Source organism: Paraburkholderia hospita, from assembly GCF_002902965.1.
In the GTDB taxonomy this organism is placed as follows: domain Bacteria; phylum Pseudomonadota; class Gammaproteobacteria; order Burkholderiales; family Burkholderiaceae; genus Paraburkholderia; species Paraburkholderia hospita.
In genome coordinates this window covers 78134-100133 of record NZ_CP026110.1, presented here as the reverse complement: position 1 = coordinate 100133, position 22000 = coordinate 78134, and the positions used below count along the sequence as shown (strand labels likewise).

The following is a 22000-nucleotide window of genomic DNA, read 5'->3' as shown; positions in this document are numbered from 1 at the left end:
TGATCCGGCCTCCGGTCCTTCCATCTTCAACTGATCTTACAAAGCGTGTACGGACGTCCACGCATGCGCCTAATCACGAGTCGAAAGAGCGGTGCGCATCGGTCATCCGTCTCCAGAACTGTCTGGAGCATCCGAATGCGCGTACCGTCTTTCTGGCCCCATGTGCGAAGAGCGACAGGATAACCAAAGAGATCGCGGAACAGCCGCAGCTCGTAGAACCCGGTAGCTGACTCCCAGCGGGCAACGTGGCCTTGCTTGAGGTCAATGGATGGAACAGCTATCATGATGGGTATCCTAAGCGGACGCGCTCCTAGACGGGCCTTTGCTCTGGTAGAAGCCCGGTTTGGTAGCCGCCAACCGGGCTTCGCTCATTTCGCGTTAATTAATTTGCCATATTTTGGCGGATTATCCTAATTGCCACGTTCAGGCGGCAATTTCTTCCTCCAGCGTTTCCTCTTCTTCGCCGATGTCGGTTTCGTCGTCCGTCTCCACATCGTCGGCGTCGTCCGCCTGCCAAACAGCGTCGGTCGCCTGCGTATCGTAGACCTTCACGGCACCGTCCAACACGCAAAGCTGGCCACGGACGCGAACCACGAGACCGCGCCGATCGCCGCGTTCGAGACTACCGTTGTCCCACGCTCGGCACTGGCTGCGATAGCTGAACGTCGCACCTTGCCAGTCAGAGAACGCGGTGAACGACCAGCCCTCGCATTCGCGATAGGAGCCGCGGCTGAAACCGCCGTCGTTGATGTATTCCCGACCATTCACCACGAAGGTCGGCACGCTGGCGATTCCGTCGTTGGAGTTCGCGAGTTTGTCGGCGCAGTAAGCATGTCCCCACGTCGAATAGGGGGCTTCGATCGCGTGAATCCCGTCGCGGTAGCTGTCCAAGAAAAACGAGTCGCGCCACGGCTGGAAGTCGATGGCGCGATTGGTCTCGGACCATCGCCACGCGATCAGCGTGCCGACGTCGCGCACGTACATCGCGGCCGTCGCCACGCATCCATCTTCGTCCCGAACCTTGTATTCGATCCCGTCGAAAACCGACCCGACCATCGCCCGGCAGTGAGCGACGAATGCGTCGAACTCGTCGTCCGTTGGCTTGCACGTCACGCGCCAGAGATGGCGCGGTTCGTCGTCCTCGTCGCAGCGTTCGACCATCTTCTCGAGTTCGTCGCCGGCGAGAGCGAGGCCACGCGCGAACAGCGGCCGTGCCGGACCAGCGATGCGCTGGACCGCATCAGTTCCCTTCGCAAACATCGCACGATACTGCTCGACGGTGTATTCCGGATCAAGCCAAGTTCCGGGCTCATCCAGCGCAAACGCCCGCGCGGCAGCGTCGCCAAAATCGAAGCCGAATTGTTCGCTCATCGCAGTGCTCCTAGACGGTTGGGAGGTAGGCCGGGGACTGGTAGCCGCCAGTGGTTCCGGCCGGGATGCGGTGAGGCGTGGCCGTCACTGCATGGGATCTATTATAGTCTGCTTACGTACATACGTAAATACGTAATTGCGTAAATATTTGGCTGGGGGGTTCGGCATGTCAGGCGGTCAAGGGGACGCCCGGAAGCCGCAGCGGAGCGCAGAGCTGGCCGCAGGCCAGGTCGAGCACCGAACGGGTGAGGACGGCAGCGCAGCGGCCCTTGACGGGCTGGCGTGCCGGGATAGACGCTCCAGTCGAGGGTGTGGGGGTGGTTTCATCTCCCCCGCACCCTTGACGACAGAGGGCGACTCGCTCCCTTCCCGCAGGGCGGGAAGGGCGGGGGGATGGGTGGGTGGCCGCCGACGGCGGCCTTCGCTTGTCGCTACTTTGTAGAGGCGGAGCCTGAAGGATCGAGATGATGGTTTTTTGCTGTTCGAAGTGAGACGGTCGTTCTGCGATGACGGTGCAAGGATTGGAAGCGGCAGGGTCAAGGTCGCCCTCCCTTTTTATTGAATGCTTTTGGCCGCGGCGCGGAGGTGCTTCACGGCAGGCTTGCCTGCCGCGTGGAAGCCTTGTTCGCCGCGGCCTTGGTCAACCTGCGCGGCTGTGCCGCGCCACTTGTTGGGGGGATGCCGGGCGGGAAGGACGCGCGTAGCGCGGCCGGGGCGGAGCGCGCTTGAGCGCGCGTAGCGAGCCGGCGGGGGGCGCTTGCGCCCCCCAAGAGGCGGAGGCCTCTGCCGCGTTACTACTATGTTTTGTAAAAAAAGGAGGGTTAACAGCCGCGCGCGTGTTAGCGCTGTGGAAAACTCCTCAAACGCCTTGCGCGACAGGGCTTTGCGCGTTGCGCATGTCGCTGATGTACGAAATGGCCGTCGGCGTTATACGAGTCATTTGTCGCTGATATCCGAGGCTATCCATCGGCGATATACGAGCGCTTCAACAGCCTGTCCAGAGGCTTATCCACATTGTCGGCGATGTACGACCCTTGTCGGCGATGTACGAGCCTGTCGCATCTCCCCTCCTGTACCGCTCTCTCGTCCTAAATCCACCTCTTCCCCTTGTTTTTCGAGGCTTAGCGGGCAATCGGTGAGGCCCTCAAGTGTCGGCGATATACGAAATCGGCCGGAAAACGTCGGCGATATACGAGCCCAAAGGGCGCCTCAGAAGCGCTTGCTTCCGTTCCGTATTCAATCCTGCATGGGAATTAACAATTACATCGACTGATGAAACCAAAAACCCCGACAGTCAGGCTTGCGCGCTCTTGTCGTTTTTTGCATCATGGTTATAATACGGAAAAAAGGAGGTGGTTCGATGACCGCACTGAACGAAGCAAACCAGGAACGGGCCGTAGCTGCCGGCCCGCTTCCCTCGAGAGACCAGGCCGTGTCCGATGCAGCAGAGCCGAATGCGGCGAGCGAGCAACTCGCGGAGCTCGCCGCTCAACTTCATCAAACAGCCGATGCGGTTGAGCCGGCGGTGCGGATGGAGAAGGACCGCAAGCACCTGCAATTCATTGCAGGCTCGTCTGTCAAGCTGAACTTCATTCTCGCGACAGCGCTTCTGATCAGTGTCGTCGCGAATGGTGCGCTCGGTTGGCGTGCGTTCAACCCGGACCGCCAGTATTTCGCCTCCGACAACGGCCGCATCTTCCCGCTGATTCCGATGTCGCAGCCGTATCGCAAAGCGGCCGACGTGATCCAGTACGCGAAGGACACGATGAACCGTTCGTTCACGATGGACTTCCTCAACTGGCGTCAACAGCTCGAGGACATCCGCGGCAATTACACGCGCGACGGCTTCAAGTCGTTCATCGCATCGCTGCAAGCCTCGGGCGTCTTGGCGACCGTGCGCGATCGCCGCATGAACATGTCGATCACTGCCGGCACTGGCGTTCTCACAAAGGAGGGCGTCGAGAACGGCGTCTACGTGTGGTACGTCGAGATGCCGATCGAGGTCAAGCTGTCGGGGCAGACGTCTGAGCTTCCTGCGCAGCGCTTCCTCGCAACGGTTCGGATCGAGCGAGTTTCCACGCTCGACTCCATTGAAGGCATCGGCGTCGGCCAACTGGTGACGAAGCCGCTTTGAGGACTCGAACGATGAAACGACTCGCCCTTTTGCTCGTTGCACCGTTGGCGGCCAGCACACTCGCTCCGGCGATGGCTCAAAACGCGCAACAGCCTCAACCCCAACCGGCGCAGCAGCAAAGCGCGGCACCGGCCGCGCAAGGTGTCGCAGCGCCTGCACCGGCACCGCAGCAGCCGCAACAAGCGCAAGCCCCGCAGTGGGTCAATGCGGGCGCACCGGCCGGCGCATTTCCGCCGCCGCCTGGTCAAGCGCCGATGAGCTCGCAGCAGCAAATTCAGGCTGCGTTCCCGCAAACCAACTATGGAGCGGCGAATTATGCTGTGGCCGGACAAGCCCCGCAGGGCTACCCGCAGCAGTATCCGGCGGGAGCAGTACCTCAGAATGGCGTCGCGCCGATGCCCCCGCTCGCGCCTCCGAGCAATTACGAACGCGCCGAGCAGGTCGTTTCGCCCTTCAGCAACGGCGAGATCGTCAAGCTGCGTCAGCAGCTCGACGACTCGCGCAAGGCAAAGGCTTATCACCCTGTCAGGACCGTGCCCCGGATCAGCAGCATCTCGGTCGACCTCTCGCCCGGTGCCGCGCTCCCGATCGCGCGCGTGCTGCCCGGCGAGCAGACGACGCTGGTGTTCGTGGATTCGACGGGCGCGCCGTGGCCGCTCGCCGTTGCTCCGCGAGTTTCCGATGCCCGCTACTTCGATGTCGAATGGTTGCAAGGCACGCCGTCCGTCGTGATCTCGGCGTTATCGGCCTATGAAGACGGTAATGTGACCGTCTTCCTTCAGGGCATGGCGACGCCGGTCGTGGTCAAGCTCGCCACCGGCGAGCCCGATTCGAAAGAGAAGAGCCGCGTTGTCGACTATCGCCTCGATCTGCGTGTGCCCGGCCGTGGTCCGAACGCACAAGCCCCGTTCCTCGGAGCCGGTCGTATCGCGCTGTACGACGACACGATGCAGGGATTCCTCGACGGCATTCCGCCGAGTGGCGCGAAGCGCGTGACAGCGCATGGCGACGTACCGGCACGCACGCAGGTTTGGCAGTACGGCGACGCGATGTTCGTTCGCACGAACTACGACATTCAGACGGCATTCGATCAAAGCATGTCTGCCGCCGACGGCACGCGCGTTTATCGGTTGCCGCCGACCCCTTACGTCACGCTGTCCGAGATGGGCCGGTCCGTGACGCTCCAACTCGACATCAATTGAGAGGCAGAGCATGAGTACACAATCGGACGTCGGGCGCCAAAGCAAAATCGTCGCGATCGGGGTCATCGTGACGATCGCGGTTGTCGGCTATATCGCCGCGACCTACTTCGCCGACAGCTCGCGCAAGCAGTCGCAGATCAGCGCGGTGCAAACGCAAGGGCGCGGCACACCGACCAAAGAAAGCGAGCAGTATTCGCAGGTTCTCGACAAATACAACCGCACCAAGGCGACCGATGCCGAGCAGAACGGGCAGTCGTATCTGTCAGTGCTGTCGAGTCGCACGAACAACGTACCGGATCAGCCCGCGAGTGCGCCGCAGGCCCAGCCTCAAGCGCAGCAGGTCGTCTACTACCAGCAGCCGGCCCAGCAACAGAACCCGCAGCAGGACCAGCAGCGTCAGAAGGAAGTCAGTGACCAGATGCAGGGGTTGATGGCGAACTGGGCGCCGGTGCCGCATAGCACTGCGCGCGTTTCGACGGACAGCGCTGATTACGCGAAGTCGCTGATGCACGAGTCGGACACGCCGGCCCAGGTGCAACAGGCCGCCGCGGCGGCCGCAGCGAAAGTGAAGGTCGTCGAGGACTTCGCTCTTATCCCTGCCATGCTCCAGACGGCTATCGATACGGATGAGAATTCGGTCGTGCGGGCGTATATCCCGAACGGTCAGTACGCCGGTGCGGTGCTGTTCGCGATGGGCTACAAGCGAATCACCAACTCGGTCGACATGACGTTCTCGTACATGCAGTGGCAGGGCCACTCGTACAAGGTGACCGCGAAGGCTATGGATCAAACGACGATGCGCACGGCGTTGTCGGGCGACGTCAACAACCGTTACTTCTCGCGCATCATCATCCCTGCCATCGCGATGGGCATTGGGCGAACTGGTCAACTCTTTGAGCAGGCGGCCGCGCAGAACATCATCACGCCGCAAGGCGGTGTCATCCAGACCTATCCGTCGACGCCAAGCTGGAGCGCTGTCGGTGGAACGATTGCGGGCGGTATGGGCCAGCAAGCGGGGCAGGTGCTGGCCAACGACGCGGCGAACATGCCAGTGAAGCAGGTTCTTATCCCGAAGGACACGCCTATCTGGATTCAGTTCATCGGCCCGGTGCTCGCGAGCGACGACGTTGCCGCTGGTGCGACGGGACCGACCCAACCTCGCCAGCCGATGGCTCCCGGAACCGATCCGCTCAGCGCCGTGGGTCAGCCGGCATCGCAACCGCCCAAGCTGAACGTTTCTCCCGTGGCTCCGAGCGGCTACGGCGGCTACAGCAATACGCCGTACAACATGCCTGGGTACACGCCTCCGAGCTATTACCAGCCGCCGGGATCGGGCTACTATCCTCAGCAATAATTCCGTATAATAGACACGATACGAAAAGGTGCCCGATATGAGCGACCCGACAGGCAAGGATAAGCAGCCGGATTCCGGCGTAGACATTTTCAACATGAAGCCGGATGCGAAGAACGCGAGCGAATCCGGAAAAACGCAAGCCAGTGCAGCGCAGCCGAAGGCTTCCACGCTGCCGAGTTTCGTGTCGAAGCTCGGCCCGGTGCACTTCGCGATCGCCTGCGCTGTCGTCGCAGCGGCGTGGATCGGCTGGCCGTATGTATTCAGCGGATCGTCTTCGGACAAATCGACGACCGCGCGCATGCTCAACCCCGATCAGGCAATGACCGATGCAAGCCGGGCTCAACAGTATCAGCCGGTCGCGAATCAGCCCGCCACATCGCCGGCAGTCGCGGCCTCGAGCGTCACGGCTGCGACAGCAGCCCCGGCGAGCGACGTGACTGCGGTGGCTCCGGCAAGCGGTGCATCTGCGGCGACGGTAACCGCTGCGTCAGCGCCGGGTGGTGCGAGCGCGACCAGCACGCAAGCATCGCAACCGACAGCGAAGGAAACCGAGTTGCAGGCGAAGGTTGACGATCTGCAGGGCAAGCTCGCCACGGCCGAAGCGCAAGCGGCGAAGTGTCCTGCTCCGATCGCGACCGCGAGCACGAGCGTCAGCAAGCCGAAGCATCGGGTGCGTCACGTTTCGACCTCACCGCGTCGGTATGTAAGCACCACGCCGACGGCGACGACGCGTATTGGCGCCGGAACGACGAAACCGGGCGACTTCACGCTCAACACGGTCTACCGCGACCAGGCATGGATTCAGAATGCCGAGCGCACCTATGTCGTCCAAGCTGGCGATGTCATCGATGGCATGCGCATCGTTCGTGTCGATGCCTCGACGCGTCAGGTTGTGACGTCGCTCGGCACCATTCGATAGGAGCGCGACGCTATGGATCTGGCTCAGATGGTCGTCCACTTCGCCAGCGATTTTTCGGTGGCGATGTGGCGATTCCTTTGGGTGCTCGGCGTAGTGGTCGGCATCCTGTACGTCGGGAACTCGCTGTTGCGTATGCAGCGCGCGTCGCGACTGCCGGGCCAGTCTCCGGTCACGATCGGTGACATTCTGCCGATCATCCTGATCGGCGGCCTGCTGTTGAACCTGTCGCAGTTCATCAACGCGACGTGGAATTCGTTCGGCACCGGCTCAGTGAGCTACGGGCCGATTTCGTACAGTGGGGCGGCCGATTTCGGTCGCTTTGCGGACGCGATCAATGCAGTCCTAACGATCGCGAGTGTGGCGGGCGGCGTCTTCTTCTTTCGTGGCGTCGTCATTCTGAAAAAAGCATCGATGGACGGGCAGTCGTCACACGGTGCTGACGATTCTGTCTGGCGTGCCCTCACTCACATGGTGGGCGGGGCGATGCTGGTTCAGATCCCGGATGTTATCGAGGCGTTCCGGCAATCTTTCGGCCTCTACTGGTAGTTCCACCTTGATAGGAGAAGATGTATGAAAAAGGTAATGTTCAAGCCCATCGAGTGGCTCGGAGACCTCGGGCGTAAAGCGCACATTAGCGCGACGGCAAAGTGCGCGGACTATGTGGAATCGCGGACGCCGCGCGAGCGTCGCATCATGATGGCAAGCGCCGCGATGACCTTTACGGGTCTGTTCGTCGCGACTGCGGCACACGCTCAGGCCACCAATGGTATTGCCGGGATGGTCGACTCAGCCGCCCAACAGGGCGATTCAATCAAGACCAACCTCGGCAAGCTCTTCGCCGCCGTTGGGTTCGGCGGGGCAGGCTACGGCGGCTACAACTGGTGGCGCAAGGGTAAGGAAGGCGAGCATAGCCAGATCAAGGGCGGCCAGATTTTTGTTCCGATCTTGGCGGGTGCCGCTCTCGGCGCGACCGGCTTCGTGATGATCAAGGCCGGCGAAACGGTAGGTATCCAGAGCTCGTCGCAAGGCGCGCTGCCGCAGTAACCGCTCTCATACGGGGGAGGGCGGTCAACCGACCGCCTCTACTTAGCGATGACGACAGACCGAACCGATATTCACGACCCGGCCGACGTCGAGCTCGACAAGGTGCAGCCTAAGCCAAGCTTGGGCAGCAACTTCGAGAAGGCGGCGCACCCGGCTCTGCTCTTTTCGACGAAAAGCCGCGTTTGGGGCGACAAGCACCCGAGCGCGGTCGAGCCGACGGAACCCGAATTCGAGCAGCAGGATCTACGCCGCAAAACGCTCGTCGCCGACGGGCACCGTTGCATGTTCTGCGGCTTCTATTCGTCGCAGAACCAGGTTCACAACCTGAGCGACAACCATCGCGACGTGCGAGCAGAGAACCTGCGCGCCGCGGATCATCTGTGCCACGGCTGGAACCATCTCGGCGAACTCGGCGAAGGCAACGCCGTGATCGCCTATCTGCCGGGACTGAGTGGGCAAGATGCGAACCATCTCCAGCGCACGATCATCGTTGCGATGCAGTCGGACGATCCTGTCGTGCGGGAGGATGCGAAGAAGCTGCTGAACTGGATGGCTTCGCATCGCGACTACGCGAAGGACGCTTGGGGCACGAGTGACCCGGCTGTGTTCGCCGAGGCGATCGTTCGCCTCGAGGAGGAGGACCGGGAAAAGCGCGAGGTCGTCTTTCAAGACCTCGCCGTAGTTTTCAATCCTGGCCCGTACACGCAAGTCGCTGCGACGTGGGCGCGCGAATCTTACGGTACGTTGCCGGTCGGCAAGTGGGGCCAGGTGTATCACGACGTTATGAACGCGCCTGCATAAAAGGAACGAACATGGGCTTTCTGGACAAGGGTGTAACCGCGATCGAGGACACGCTCGCTTATCTCGCGCGTTACTGGATCGGCAAGGACTTCGCCGGATACTGCGAGCTGGCGACGGCCGTGGGCCTGACGGAAGAAGACATCAAGCGGCACCCGGGCCTGAAAGACCCGTACATCGTCGTCGACAACAAGCTCGCGCTGCTGACCGCGTTCGACGTGCAGGGCACGTATCAGATCCTGTCGGATCAAGACTTCGGGAAGATGATCGACAACCTGCGCGTGAAGATGAACGGCTATATGAAGCGCTACGGCCACTCGATCACGTTCGGTTTCGAGCGAGATCCCGATCGATCGCTTGACGAGCTGATGCGTCTTGCCGAGCCGCAGATCAATGCGGCTCGGCGTATCGGCCTGAAGTCGGAGGACATCATTCTGGACCGCGTGCGGCGTAATGCTCCGCTCGTCGCGTGGGAACAGAACCTGATGATCGTGTACACGCACATGAACGTCATGAGCCCCGAGGAGATGAAGCGGGAGCTCAAGGAACGGTCGGTGGATGCGCAGAAACACAATCTGCCGCGCATCGAATTCGGTCAGAATCCCGCGTCAGTGATAATGGCGATGAAATATCGTCACGACACGATGGTGGATCGCGTGCGTCATGACTTCGAGCGCAGCGGCTCGGAAGGGCGGCCGGGCATCATGCTCCGGCCGATCAGCGCGCACGAAGCGATCAAGCGCGTGCGGATCATGGTCAATCGCGAACGGACCTCGCAGAAGTTTCGGCCGGTGCTTCCCGGCGATCGCTTTATCCCGCGTGGCCGGGAAGACAAGCACGATCACTCGGACCTCTCGGCGCCGCCGGTCAACTATCAGGTTTGCACGAACGACGTGACGAACCATCGCGAGATCATCAAGACGGACGACCTCTGGCACGGCAACATGTCGATGGAGCTCGGGCCGCAGGAACCGCAGCCGTTTTCGTCGCTGTTCGCTTCGATCGACCGCGAAATCCCGTGGCGCGTTCGCGTCGATCTGAATCCCGGTGGCCTCAATGAGATGCGGGCTCGGCAAATGATGGTCGCGTTCGTGGGCATGCTGCCCAGCAACCGCCAGATCCGACAGTCGTTTATCGACCTGAACGAGCGATCGAAGGAAGACGCGATCTGCTCAATGAAATTCGCCGTGTCCACCTGGTCGCCTTCCGAGCGCGAAACGAAGCGCCGAATGGCAGCGCTCGAGAAGTCGATTCAGTCGTGGGGCATCTGCCAAGTGACGTCGGTACACGGCGATCCGCTGGCTGCGTGGGCGTCCACCATTCCGGGCTTTACGACGAAGAACATCGCGAACCGCATGGTGCCGCCGCTGCCCGATGCGCTGTATCTCTTGCCGTTGCAGCGGCCGGCGACGCCGTGGGGCGACGGCGGTTCGTTGATTGTTCGCACGCCCGACGGGAAAATCTATCCGATCCAGTTGGGCAGTCGCCTGCAGGACACGTGGATCGAGCTTATCAGTGCGCCTCCGGGCAGCGGTAAGTCGGTTCTCATGAACTCGATGAACAGCGCGACGGTTCACCGCGCCGGCAACGTTCGCCTGCCGTTGATGACCATTATCGATGTCGGCCCGTCTTCGTCCGGCCTTATCCAGTTGATCAAGGATTCGTTGCCGGAGCATCGCAAAAGCGAGGCTGTGTATCTTCGCCTGCAGAATTCGGTCGACTATGCGACCAATCCGTATGACACGCAGCTCGGCGCGCGCTCGCCGACGTCGCGCGAGACCGAATTCCTCGTCGATCTGATGACGCTGTTCTGTACCGATCCCGGCACCAAGAAAGCGCCTGCGGGTTGCTCGCAGGTGAACGAGATGCTGCTACGGATTGCCTACGAGGATCGTGCGACGAAGAACCCGCACATGTACGAGCCGCATATCGACCGGACGGTCGACGATGTGCTCGAGTCGTCGGGCCTGAAGGAACAGTATTCGGAAGAGTGGTGGTCGGTCGCGAAGTGGTGGGAAGTGACCGATATGCTGTTCAAGGCTGGCTACGTGCGCGAGGCTTCGCTCGCGCAGCGCCAAGCCGTTCCTGTGCTGCAGGATTTCAGCGCATATCTGAACGACGAGTCGATCCGCGACCTGTTCGGCGACGCTAGGGTCGAAGGCACTAACGAGCCGCTGCTCAAGTACATGTACCGTTGCTTCTCGGTGGCGACGTCGAACTACGCGCTTTTCGCCGGCCGCACGCGCTTCGAGCTGAACAGCGAGACGCGCGTCATTTCGATCGACCTGAACGACGTGATTGGCGGGAAAACGCCCGAGGGCATGCTTCGTACCGCCGCCATGTACATGTTCGCGCGGCAGATGGCAGCAAAGAACTATTTCCTCCGCGAGGAAGTGGTTTTGCCCGTGATCCCCGAGATGTATCAGGACTATCACCTGAAGCGGGTAGCGGACGTTCAAGACGAGCAGAAGACCATCGCTTACGACGAAGTGCATAACACTGGCGGTCAGCAGGCGTTCGTGCAGACGATGATCAAGGACGGGCGAGAAGGGCGTAAGTGGGGTATCCGTATCGTCAACGCCTCGCAGTACCTCGCCGACTATCCGGAAGAGCTGCTCAACGCGGCGACGGCAGTCTATGTGATGCGCGGCGGCAACGCGGCCGACGAGTCGATTCTGCGCACGCTCTACAACGTTTCCGAAGAAGCGATCCGACGGCTGCAACGCGAAGCCGTCGGTCCGGGCCCCGAAGGCGGCAACTTCCTCGCGCTGTTTAAGACGAAGGTCGGTTTCGTCGTGCAGCTCCTTACCAACACCGTGGGTCCGATCGAGCTGTGGGCGTTCTCGACGACGCAGGAAGACGTCGCGCTGCGCAACCGGCTTTACAAACGAATCGGGCCTTACGAAGCGCGCAAGCTGCTCGCTGAGCACTTCCCGCTGGGGACCGCGTTGGAGACGATTGAGCACATGCGCACCGAATCGTCGGAGAAAGAGGACGTGTCCGTCGTCGAGCGACTGGCGGGCAAGCTGGTCGAGGCGTACACGCGCAACATCAGGAAGCAACGGGAGTTGGCCGTATGAAGAAGAACATCGTAATGAAGCCGCTCGCCGCTGCGGCGCTGGTTGGCGGTCTGGTGGCGTCGACGCCGGCGTTCGCGATCTGCGACGGCTGCGTGGTGGGCGCAGTGAACATCGCCAACACGACCATCACGGGCGCGATCTCCGCAATGAACACGTCGGTGAGCACGCTGCTGTACAACCTGGGCGTGGCCGTGAATGAGAACGGCAGCAAGACGGCGAGCACGATCGAAGCCGCCGCGCGGGCGCAGCGCGAGAACGACGTCAACATGGAGATGAATCGCCGAGTCGAGGACGCGCGCCAACGCTATCAAGTGCCCGACAATATCTGCAGCGAGTCCGGCTCGGGCGGTGCTGTCCAGGTCGGTGCGGCCGCCGGCGCGGCGAAGGGTGGTATCCGGCCGGGTGGTGGTGGGTCGATCGCGAATGCCGCGATCGCGCAGGCGATCAACTCTCCACCGCCGGCACCGGAAATCGACGCGTCGCGCGCGGCGAAAATCCACGCTCAGTATTGCGACAGCGACGACTACTCGGCCTATGGTGGCGCTCCCGCGTGCCCGTCGGTGTCCGGCAACATGCCCGGCGCCGACAAGCGCATCGACTCCGTGCTGAGCGGCGCTGGTCCGAACGGAAAGGCACCGGAACTCACGTTCTCGCAGGCGCAGACCGATGCCGCGCGTATGTACACGCAGAACTCGATTCGTCGGTCGATCGGGCCGCAACTGCGCAAGGGTGAAGCGAACACGGTCGCGGGCGGTCAATACGTGGGCCTGATGAACCAGTACAACTCCGTCATCTCCGCAGCCTCCGATCCGCAAGATCAACTCATTGCCGACAGCCAGCCGAACTCGGCGACGAAGGATCTGCTGACCGATGCGCTGCAAGCGCCGTCGGCGGCGTCGTATTACAACCAGGTGGCGTCGTCGCAAGCGAAGGCAACCGGCATGATGTCCGCGCGCGAGTTTGAAGCCTTCGAAGTCGGCCGACGGTATGCGAACACGGCGTACCAGACGGATCTGCAGGCCATGAGCGGCGATAACCTGGTGCGCGAGCAAATTCGCGTCTCGTCGCTCAATAACTGGCTGCTGCTCAAGGTCGAAAACGAGATGCGCAAGGGCAACGTCATCAATGGTCAGATTCTCGCGAGCCTAGCGCGTCAGGAATACGAGCCGATCCTGACGCAGAAGTACCGGGCGATTGGCGGCCGTATGGGAGGTCAGTGATGGCTACGGAAGAGAAGAAGAGCGCGTTGCGCACGACGGGCAAGGTCGCATGGCGCGTACTGTTGCCGTTCGCGGCGATGCGGCGGACCGTCGCGCTCGCGAAAAAGGAAGCCGAACGGACGAAGGAAAGCCTCGGCGCCCTGAAGGAGCTGGGCGACGACGCGCGCAAGACGATCGTCGAAGGCATCAAGGGGCCGAAGGAGCAGCGCAACGACTCGTTCTCGGATGCGATGAGCAAGCGCTCTGAGAATGCGCTCAGCGAAGACGAGTTGTACCGCTATTTTCTCGGCAAGAAGCGCGTCGCGATCGGCACCGCAGCGTTCTTCGCATTGATGGCCCTCTACGGCATGCTGGGCGGGATCTGGTTCGGTCATAACCGCGGCATCGCACTCGGGGCAATTTCGCTGCTCGCGAGCCAGCCCGTGTTCTTCATGGTTGCGCTGGGCGCGCAACTCCGGTTGTGGCAGTTGCGGACGCACCGGCTCTCAAAAGAGGAGAGGGGCGGCCTCGGTGATTTCATGCGCGAAGTGAAGGGATGGTGGTGGGTCACGCTCGATCCCGAGTTCAGCCGCAAGGGAGGGTCGCGCGCATGAAGACCTCCCGCATTTTCGCCGGCCTCATGGCCGGCATAGCGGCCCTGCTGTCACTGCCAGCACTGGCGCAAACTACGTCGATCGGCGAGATCACGCAGGCCGCTCAACGCTCGGGCGACAAGTCCCGTGAAGCTCTGGTATCGATCTACGGCAACGTCGTCAACAACCCGCTCGCTACGGGCGGCGCCGGCGGCAGCGATACGATTCTGGCCGGAATTTTCCAAGTCGCAAACGGGGCGCTGCTCGTCGTCGGCGCGTTCTTCGCGTGCTACGTGATGTTCAAGAAGGTGTCGCAGACGGCCCATGATGGTGCCGTGTTCGACCGCGAGAAGCACACGATGTGGGGGCCGATTCGGATCGTGTGGGGTCTTGCCTCGCTCGTGCCGACCGCGAACGGCTGGTCGCTCTCGCAGTTGCTGATGCTGTGGGGTGCTTCGCTGATGGGCGTCGGGATCGCCAACCTCGGCGTCGACGCGTCGGTGTCGGCCTTCGAGAACGGCCAGTCGATGGTTGTGCAGCCGGTGATGCCGAGCACGATCAACCTCGCGCATAGCGTGTTCGAGTCGAACCTGTGCATGCACGCGATCAATGCCGGCTTGGCGCAGGCCGAGTCGAGCGGCGCGCTGGTGACTCAGGACGGCTACATCCAGCAGTCGCCGACCAACTCGGGTTTCGTGTTGAAGAACTCGAGCTTTGTCTGCGGTGGTGCCGACATCAACAACGATCTCCAGCCGCAGTCGCAGTCGACTAACTGGTTTAGCGGTACGATCGACACGTCGGATATTCGCCAAGCGCACCTGCAGGCGCTGCAAGCGATGCAATCGAGCCTGACGTCATCCGCGCAGGGTTTCGTCAACGCTGTGATCCAGAAACAGAATGGCGGAGGCGGAGCGCTACCCGACGCGGAGATTGCGATCCAGTCGGCGGCTCAGCAGTACGAAAACACCATCAGCAGCATGGCTGCGACGAAGCAGGGCAACATTGCTCAACTGGCTAGCCAGTTGAGCACGTCGATCAAGGAAGGCGGGTGGTGGACGCTGGGCGCGTGGTATCAGACGTTCGCTCAGGCCAACACGAAGCTCTCCGACGCGGTAGCGGCAAAGGCTTCTGTGTACGGCATGTCGTCGGAAGGCGATCCGGCCATGCTGACGGTCTACCAGAGCTCGATGGCGGCGTACAAGGCGCAGCAAGCGACGTCGACGTACACGCCGACGCTGGGCACGTCGAGCACGGGTGACTATTCGAAGGGCGCGGCCGGCTCGGACGCGAACAAGATCATCGGCAGCTTCTTCAACGCGCCTGGTCAGCGGATCGTCAACTACATGATCGACATCAACGCCGGCGGGGAAGGGCGCGGGCAAGTCAATCCGCTCATTAAGATGAAGAATCTCGGCGACTACACGATGGCGGCCGCGGAGACGGGGCTGGGCGCCTACGTGACCGCAAAGGCGATCGCGCAGGTCAAAGAAGGGTGGAGCGTCGCCGGCATGTTTGCGAAGGTGGCTAACGCCGTGTCGTCGATCGGTGACGCCTTGCAAGGTGTGCTTGACGCGATGTCGCCGTTCATCGTGATGGCGATCATTGCGCTGTTCATCCTTGGCGGCACCTTGTCGACCTATCTGCCGATGGTTCCGTTCATCATCTGGTTCGGGGCGGCCGTGAACTGGCTCGTCGTGGTGGGCGAGGCGATCATTGCCGCTCCGCTGTGGGCGATCACGCACTTAGGCGGTGAGGGCGATGGCCTCGGTCATCGCACCGCACACGGTTACATCTTCCTGTTGAACGTGATGGTGCGTCCGATCTTGATGGTGATCGGGTTCTTCCTCGGCGGTGCCGGCGTCATCGCGGGCGGCACGCTGTTAAATCTGCTGTACGGCATCGCGGTGGCCAATGCGCAGTTCGACTCCGTGACAGGTCTGTTCAGCATCATCTTTTTCCTCGCGATCTACGCGTCGATGTGCCTGAACCTCGTGCATAGCTGCTTCAACCTAATCTTCATCGTGCCGGACCAGGTGATCAATTGGGTGGGTGGCCACGCCTCGGCGACGGTGGGACGCGACGACAACGACCGCATGCGCAACGCGCTCAACGTCTTCTCGAACAAGCTCGAGCACATGATGCCGGGCGGTCGTGGGGGCGGTGGTCGAGGACCGGGCGCCGGTGGCAACAAGCCGGGCGACGGCATCAAGGCGTGATGTGAATGGGGGCTGGCTCGCAGGAGTCGGCCCCTTATCAATAGTGCTGGCCCTTGTCAATAGCTCATGCTAGAATGACCTTGTAGAAATTCCGTATGCAAGACGTGATACAAAATCGCGGCATACTAAGGAGGACCAAAATGAACATCATCTGGTATGTGCTCCGCCCGTTCTACCTGCTTGGCCTGGTGCTGGCTGTGCCGCTTTTCTTCATCGTGGCCAACCATGCCGGCAAGGATCTCGAGGTGTCGGTGCCGCTGCTGGTTGGCTGCCTCGGCTATTTCGTGCTCGGCTACCTGCTGCTGAAGACGTTGCCGAATTTCCTGCGCGGCCGCGTGCTCGCCCGCGTCGCCAATTTCAAGGCGAAGGGCTTCGCGCCGCAGTGGGAGGTCGTGTCGGTGATCTACAACCGCTACGTCGGCTTCGATCCGAAGACGCGCAAAGCGCTCTACGTCGATGTCAACGACGGCACCGAGACGCTCGTGGACTTCGACAACGTGAACGCATGGGAGCTGGACGTCGAGAAGAACAAACCGGCGCTGCTGAAGCTGCTGACGCGTGTGCCCGCGTTGCCGGTTGTGGGTGTGCGTATCGACCGTCGGAAAGCCGACGAGTGCAAGGCGAACCTCGTCACGATTTTCGGCTGAGAGCAGGCCGTATAGGCAAACCTGTGGGCATGTGTTGCTGTGAGGCGACCATGCCCATTTTTGCATGGAGACTGATGGATGACTTTGAAAGCTGGTGCGATGCTGTTGGCCGTTGGCCTTGTACTCGCCGGGTGCGATGGCAAGAAAGATTCGGTGCAGGCCAGCGCGGGGCAGACCAATGCGTCGCCCGCGTCGCTGCTGAACAGTCCGAAGCTGCCTGATCCAGCGCCGGCGCCGGCCGCCGCGCAGGTGCCGACGCTACCGAAGCCGGACCGCAGCGTGCCGGTGGCGAGCTATGTCGATCTGAACGGTGAACCGGCAGGCATGGCCCTGACGTATATCGTTTCGGCGAAGACGCAGGGTGCAGTGAGCGATGAAGACAAGCTCAACCGCCTGTCGCCCTCGTACTACAACGAGACCGACGCCTTCAAGAAGAAGGATCTCGCCGCGACCGAGTTGCCGCGCATCAATGCCGCAATGGACGAATACCGGAAGCACGACTACTACGCGCTGCCGGTGTCCGGGTATTCGCAGAAGCCGCTGGGTCTGACGAACGTCACTGTGAGCCAGTACGACTTCAACACGAAGAGTTTCCCGCTGACGAGCTACGGCCAGTATTGCTGGGCAGGGATTCTGCGGAATCAGCAAGGCACGACGCTGCGAATTTTGCCGTCGGATTTCCCGTGCAGCTTGCCCGTCTCCGATGAGGCGCAGGCGAAACTCATTGAGGCGGCACGCGTTCAGAACGCGCTCGCTCTGCAGGGCACGCTGTATCTGTACGTGCCGCGCGCGGAGAACGGCACGGCGCTCGCCGTCGTCTCGCGTGCGCACCTCGAGCTGGTGAATGCGCAGACCAAGGCGCCGCTGGCCAGCTTCGATCTTTAACACGCAGGGGACACGGCGATGAAGGCACGCTCGGGCGGCAAGGCAGTGCGAAATATCGGTTTGGGCCTGCTGTGGCTGCTTCTGGCGGCCGCGGCGGTGGTTGTGTCCACGCAGACCGGCATCGCGCGCTACTTCGTCGTCGCGACAGGCAACGCCGTGTGCGTCGACACGAACCCGGACGGCGGGATCTCGAACGACACCTGCAGGTGAGGGAGATGGCCATGCCGGCACTGATGAGTCGCGAACCGTGGTGGGAAAAGCCTCCGCAACCAGGTCAATCCGAGCTTGAATGCGTGTGGGGTTGGCTTGAGCTGTACGACGATGGGACGTTCCGCTTCGATGCCTCCTCGAGGCCGAGCGATCGAGATATCCAGCAGCGGAAAGGGTGTCGATTGCCGGATTAGTGTACGCAATTACGTATGTATGTATTTGCGTTTGATTTGTGGGCATGGCAGACGGTCAAGGGGACGCCCGGAAGCCGCAGCGGAGCGCAGAGCTGGCCGCAGGCCAGGTCGAGCACCGAACGGGTGAGGACGGCAGCGCAGCGGCCCTTGACGGGCTGGCGTACCGGTGTAGACGCTCCAGGCAAGGGTGTGGGGGTTGGGGCTTACCCCCGCACCCTTGACGACAGAGGGCGACTCGCTCCTTCCCGCAGAGCGGGAAGGCGGGGGATGGGTGGGGATTTCGTGTAATTGAACAGCAAGGGCCATCGATGAATACGAAGGAAACCGATCAAACTTTGGAGCAACTGAGGAGCATCGCCAGATCTCTGGAAACGCTCTCCGCACTGCAGCTTTTGAAGACGTTCTATTCGGCGGAAGAACGTCAGAGTCTCATCGCGCGGCACCGACAACTCTACGATGAAGATGCGGCCGCATTTGCTGAACTTCGAGGCTCGCAAGATGCGCTGCCAGATCGAGGCTTGGGCTACGACGCCCGAGTCGAGAAACATGGCGAGGAAGTCGTCACCCAGCAAAACGCTCCGATGAATACGGCGCTCGAAAAACGCCGCGAGACGTTGAAAGCTATCGACCGATTCGAAGCCGAGCATCCGCTCATCAAGCAGTTGTCCGGATATGCACCAAAGATCGTTCGAGCGGCGGCTAAAACCTGAAATTTCCTGCAAAATCAACAACTTACAAAAATACCGATAATCTTTATTATGTAAAATTGCGTCTATCGGCGCGGGGAATTCGATAGCGCGAGCTAATGGAGAGCCTGATGAACCAGTTGCTGCTCAACCAGACGATCGTCTTCCTGAACCGACTTTCCCGCCTCGGGAAAATCGGTGTCGTCTTCGTGCTTGCCCTTGCTGTCGTGAGCAGCATCGTGCTGCACACGAAGGGTCTCAGCATGGATGACAGCATCGCGCAGTGGACGACGAAGCCGCTCATCGCATCGGCCGCGATTGCCGTCATCGCCGAGCTGGTGAGCTCTATGCTTCGCGTGCAACTACGACAGGTCGCGACTCGGGGGGTGAAGCGATGAATAGCGTGCTGACGCTTTCGCTCGAGCAATGCCAAGAGCTGCTGCAGGACATCCACGAAAAGCGACGGCATCGCCTGACGGGCAGCGAGTACAAGGCAATCATCCAAGCGGTCGACAATCATCGCGTCGATCGCGACGTGGCGCAGCTCGCGCGCCAGGTGGCCGCGCAACTCGCACAACACGAAGGGCCAGGCAGCAAGCCGCCCTTCGAAGATCCGACCATGAACCGTGTGTTCATGGTCGAGTGCCAGCCCGTTACGCCGGCCGATAGCGATCCGCGAATGCAGGAACACGTCGTCGTCGGCAAGACCGTCTTCCGATCGCGCGAGTACGACCACGTTGCGCGCGCGAACGTGCCGAACGATCGCGGCGATCCAGGGCGCGAAGTCACGGCCAAGCGCCTCGACATCCAGCACGAGGGTGATGGTGTCGTCGACCGCTACAACGTGTATCAGGTCATGGCGAAGACCCACACGACCTACGGCAGCGGTATTCCGTCGGCGCCGAAGGATGGCGACAAGGTGCTTAAGGGCACTTACGGCAGCTTCCAGGCAGCATGCGACGCGATCGACGCGCAGCTCGGTGTGACGCCGCGTTCGCGGCTGGCCAACGAACAGATGCAGCGCCTGCAGGAGACTCGCGCGCGGCGCAGCAGCGCACCGCGGCCGGCGTGAAGGCGACGGCGATATACGAAAAAGGCCGGGGATTTCCCGGCCTTTTCTCTTGGTGCCTCGCGCGTGGATCTGCCCTACTCCTTGTCGTCGACGTCGGGGAACAGGATCTCGAAGTTCGGCACCGGGATGACGCGGCCGTCCTTCAGACACGCCGCGGCCGCGACCAGGTGCTCGCTCGCGGCACGCTGCGGGTGCGGCTTCCACGCGAGACTGTCCAGCGCCTCCTTGGCCTCTTCGGCGAAGACGGTGGCCACCTCCTCGGGAATGATCTGGTTCTCGCGGATGTGGGAGTTCACGAGGGCGATCAGTTCCGTGCGAAACGCCGTAGTGCGTTGTTCCTTGCTCATGGTGGTTCCTTACTGGTCAGTGGTGAACGACAGGCGTAGCTGGTCGCCGGCGGCCGGGCGCAGGCGCTCCTGCGCGGCCGTCATCCAGCGGCTCATTTCCGCAGAACGATGCGCGATGCTGTTGGACGCGCCGCGTTTGCGCGCCGTCATGCGCGCGCCGAAGTCGTAGGCCATCGAGTCGGCCGACGCGACGAAGTCGAACATCTTCAACTCCGACAGCGCACTCCCCTTCACGCCGAACATGTGCAAGCGCGACCCGGCCGGCAGATGCCCCTCGAGCGCCGCGAGGATCGCGAACAAGCCATGTGTCGGGTGGTGCAGGCTGCGTCGGCATACAGATCCGATGCCGATCAGCGCCGGCGGTGCATACCACGGCCGCCAACGCTCCCACACCTGCAGGAGCAGATCGAGGCTGCGCAGGTAATCGCTGGCCGACCAGCCCTGAATGACGGGCACGGGCGGCTGTAGGAGGTTCATCACGACGCGCTGGCTGCACGTCTTCGCGAGCTCGGCCTGCCAGTGATGGACAACGCGCAACGTACCTTCGAGGAGCGTTGCCGTCGCGTCGACGCGGTAGTCGATCTCGTCCTGATTCCGTGCAATTTCGGGTTCGCAGCAAAGGTCCGGCTGCGCCCACCAGGCCGCGCCGATCGACGTCGCGAACTCGATGTACTGCGCGTAAGTCCACGGGAAGATGCCGGCAATGCCCTGCTGCTGCCCCTTGCTCTGCCAGAGCTTCATCGCGGTGAAGCCTGCGCTGTCGACGGCAAAGTCGAGCTCCTCGATGTCGCTGGCCTGCGGGAAGTGAAAGCGACGAGTGGCCGGATTCCAGAACGCGTTAGCGCTCACCATTACCGGATAGTCGTTGTTGAAAGCGTGGAAGGCGAGCTTCCCGCCTCGATGCGGCAGGCCGACGCGCATCACGAGGCCCGGCTCCGGCCTCGCGTTGCGCTGGTCGACCGGCATGTTGCGGATGGACATGCCGGCCTCCCCTACTCAGTGACGCGTTGCAGGCCCGCAGACAGGCTGCGGACGGCTGCGGCGAGATCGCCCTTCTCCCACGAGTCGAGAACGGCTTGTGCGGCTTCTACGAGGCCGCCAAGCGCCTCGGCGTGCTTCACGGCAAGGCAGAACAGTGCGGCGCATGCCTCGCTCTCTGCGTCGCCGTGCGGGCCGAACGGTGCGACCAAGCTGGTGTCGTGGAACACGGCGACGTGCTTGCCGTCGTTGCCGTCGTAGGTCTGCCCGCTCAGCGTGCCCGTGATCGAGCCTTCCCAAATGCCGATGCCGACCTGGGCGTCGATCTTGCTGGCCAGCGTGCGCATCGCGGCCGCTGCGTCGGCCGCCGTCATCGCACGGATCTTCACGCAATCGAGGAGGTTGCTCATGCCGGCACCTCCTCGAGCACTTCGGCACGTTGACGGGTGACGATGACGACCGGCACCGGCAGGACGTGCTCGTCGAGGATCAGCAGCGCCTTGCGCTGAGAGAACTCGCGGGAGGCGAGCCCCTTCTTCGCGTAAAGCGATTGAATGGACGACTGGACGGATTGCACCGTGCGATCGTTGCACGGAACCAGCAGGCTTTCGCCGTAGCCGAGCTCGGCGAGGGCCATGCCCTTCTGCACCGGAAACTTGATGTGCATGGTTGCTCCTAGACGTGGGTGTTGCAGGAACCGATCGCATCGGTAGCCGCCAATGCGATCAGTGAAGTTTTTGTCTGGTTAGCACCAGACGACGCGGCCGTAATCGACCGTGCGGCGGTAGTAGTTGCGACCGTTCCACGGCGTGTACGTGTACTCCATGTACGCGCAACTTAGGACTACGATCCAATGATGCAGTGTGAACAGACTCGCGCTCATGCCAATGCTCCTAGACGGGACGGTGAACGACGTAGCCGGGGACTGGTAGCCGCCAGTGGTTCCGGCCGGGATGCGGTGAGGCGTGGCCGTCACTGCATGAAGATATTATAGCCCGCTTACGTACTTACGTAAATACGCAATTGCACAATTACGTAAATATTTGGTGGGTGTTGAGGCATGTCAGGCGG

At 61.9% G+C, this 22000-nt stretch carries 23 protein-coding genes; 17 read left to right on the top strand and 6 right to left on the bottom strand.

Annotated elements, in window-relative coordinates:
• Positions 1–423: 423 nt before the first annotated feature.
• On the bottom strand, positions 424–1371 hold the full coding sequence (locus C2L64_RS53015) for a hypothetical protein (RefSeq protein ID WP_090839332.1): 948 nt from the start codon (positions 1369–1371) through the stop codon (positions 424–426).
• Between the two features lie 1360 nt (positions 1372–2731).
• On the opposite strand from C2L64_RS53015, the gene C2L64_RS53010 reads away from it, so the two are divergent.
• The 17 genes from C2L64_RS53010 (at position 2732) to C2L64_RS52925 (ending at position 19604) form a co-directional block, all read left to right on the top strand.
• The gene (locus C2L64_RS53010) at positions 2732–3505 is read left to right on the top strand and encodes a DotI/IcmL/TraM family protein (RefSeq protein WP_007183097.1); all 774 of its coding nucleotides are present in this window, start codon (positions 2732–2734) and stop codon (positions 3503–3505) included.
• Positions 3506–3516: 11 nt separating this feature from the next.
• Positions 3517–4707 carry a DotH/IcmK family type IV secretion protein gene (locus tag C2L64_RS53005; protein ID WP_007183098.1) on the top strand — a complete coding sequence of 397 codons (1191 nt, stop codon included), beginning with the start codon at positions 3517–3519 and terminating at the stop codon, positions 4705–4707.
• 10 nt (positions 4708–4717) lie between these two features.
• Positions 4718–6061 (top strand): conjugal transfer protein TraO, encoded by a 1344-nt coding sequence (gene traO / locus C2L64_RS53000; protein ID WP_007183099.1) that lies wholly within the window; start codon positions 4718–4720, stop codon positions 6059–6061.
• A 37-nt stretch (positions 6062–6098) separates the two neighbouring features.
• On the top strand, positions 6099–6980 hold the full coding sequence (locus C2L64_RS52995; protein WP_028229511.1) for a hypothetical protein: 882 nt from the start codon (positions 6099–6101) through the stop codon (positions 6978–6980).
• 12 nt (positions 6981–6992) lie between these two features.
• Complete coding sequence (gene traQ / locus C2L64_RS52990) at positions 6993–7526, top strand: conjugal transfer protein TraQ (protein ID WP_007183101.1); 534 nt, start codon at positions 6993–6995, stop codon at positions 7524–7526.
• A 36-nt stretch (positions 7527–7562) separates the two neighbouring features.
• Complete coding sequence (locus C2L64_RS52985) at positions 7563–8024, top strand: DUF6750 family protein (RefSeq protein ID WP_244144669.1); 462 nt, start codon at positions 7563–7565, stop codon at positions 8022–8024.
• Between the two features lie 48 nt (positions 8025–8072).
• Positions 8073–8825 (top strand): hypothetical protein, encoded by a 753-nt coding sequence (locus tag C2L64_RS52980; RefSeq protein WP_007183103.1) that lies wholly within the window; start codon positions 8073–8075, stop codon positions 8823–8825.
• Between the two features lie 11 nt (positions 8826–8836).
• Complete coding sequence (locus C2L64_RS52975) at positions 8837–11902, top strand: hypothetical protein (RefSeq protein WP_007183104.1); 3066 nt, start codon at positions 8837–8839, stop codon at positions 11900–11902.
• Entirely contained in the window at positions 11899–13122 is a 1224-nt protein-coding gene (gene traW / locus C2L64_RS52970) for a conjugal transfer protein TraW (protein ID WP_007183105.1), read from the top strand. The genes C2L64_RS52975 and traW overlap by 4 nt, the downstream gene beginning before the upstream one ends.
• Positions 13122–13715, top strand: coding sequence for a hypothetical protein (locus tag C2L64_RS52965; protein ID WP_090839127.1), 594 nt, complete (start codon positions 13122–13124; stop codon positions 13713–13715). The genes traW and C2L64_RS52965 overlap by 1 nt, the downstream gene beginning before the upstream one ends.
• Positions 13712–15910, top strand: coding sequence for a DotA/TraY family protein (locus C2L64_RS52960; protein ID WP_007183107.1), 2199 nt, complete (start codon positions 13712–13714; stop codon positions 15908–15910). Before C2L64_RS52965 ends, C2L64_RS52960 begins: the two co-directional genes overlap by 4 nt.
• Positions 15911–16050: 140 nt before the next feature.
• Entirely contained in the window at positions 16051–16557 is a 507-nt protein-coding gene (locus C2L64_RS52955) for a hypothetical protein (RefSeq protein ID WP_007183108.1), read from the top strand.
• A gap of 78 nt (positions 16558–16635) precedes the next feature.
• A complete protein-coding gene (locus C2L64_RS52950) occupies positions 16636–17442 on the top strand; it encodes a hypothetical protein (RefSeq protein ID WP_090839125.1) in 807 nt (268 codons plus the stop codon).
• An 18-nt stretch (positions 17443–17460) separates the two neighbouring features.
• A complete protein-coding gene (locus C2L64_RS52945) occupies positions 17461–17652 on the top strand; it encodes a hypothetical protein (protein ID WP_090839123.1) in 192 nt (63 codons plus the stop codon).
• A gap of 502 nt (positions 17653–18154) precedes the next feature.
• Positions 18155–18556 carry a hypothetical protein gene (locus C2L64_RS52935; protein ID WP_028229513.1) on the top strand — a complete coding sequence of 134 codons (402 nt, stop codon included), beginning with the start codon at positions 18155–18157 and terminating at the stop codon, positions 18554–18556.
• Positions 18557–18663: 107 nt separating this feature from the next.
• Complete coding sequence (locus tag C2L64_RS52930; RefSeq protein WP_007182996.1) at positions 18664–18930, top strand: hypothetical protein; 267 nt, start codon at positions 18664–18666, stop codon at positions 18928–18930.
• Positions 18927–19604 (top strand): hypothetical protein, encoded by a 678-nt coding sequence (locus C2L64_RS52925; protein WP_090839294.1) that lies wholly within the window; start codon positions 18927–18929, stop codon positions 19602–19604. The genes C2L64_RS52930 and C2L64_RS52925 overlap by 4 nt, the downstream gene beginning before the upstream one ends.
• 74 nt (positions 19605–19678) lie before the next feature.
• On the opposite strand, the gene C2L64_RS52920 is transcribed toward C2L64_RS52925, so the two are convergent.
• From C2L64_RS52920 to C2L64_RS54510, 5 genes are all read right to left on the bottom strand, one after another.
• Positions 19679–19951 carry a hypothetical protein gene (locus C2L64_RS52920; protein ID WP_090839293.1) on the bottom strand — a complete coding sequence of 91 codons (273 nt, stop codon included), beginning with the start codon at positions 19949–19951 and terminating at the stop codon, positions 19679–19681.
• Between the two features lie 9 nt (positions 19952–19960).
• The gene (locus tag C2L64_RS52915; RefSeq protein ID WP_090839291.1) at positions 19961–20932 is read right to left on the bottom strand and encodes a deazapurine DNA modification protein DpdA family protein; all 972 of its coding nucleotides are present in this window, start codon (positions 20930–20932) and stop codon (positions 19961–19963) included.
• An 11-nt stretch (positions 20933–20943) separates the two neighbouring features.
• The gene (locus tag C2L64_RS52910) at positions 20944–21339 is read right to left on the bottom strand and encodes a hypothetical protein (protein WP_090839289.1); all 396 of its coding nucleotides are present in this window, start codon (positions 21337–21339) and stop codon (positions 20944–20946) included.
• Positions 21336–21596, bottom strand: a complete 261-nt coding sequence (locus tag C2L64_RS52905; protein WP_008344351.1) for a hypothetical protein — start codon at positions 21594–21596, stop codon at positions 21336–21338. Before C2L64_RS52905 ends, C2L64_RS52910 begins: the two co-directional genes overlap by 4 nt.
• A 78-nt stretch (positions 21597–21674) precedes the next feature.
• Positions 21675–21812 (bottom strand): hypothetical protein, encoded by a 138-nt coding sequence (locus C2L64_RS54510; protein WP_007183045.1) that lies wholly within the window; start codon positions 21810–21812, stop codon positions 21675–21677.
• Positions 21813–22000: the final 188 nt, after the last annotated feature.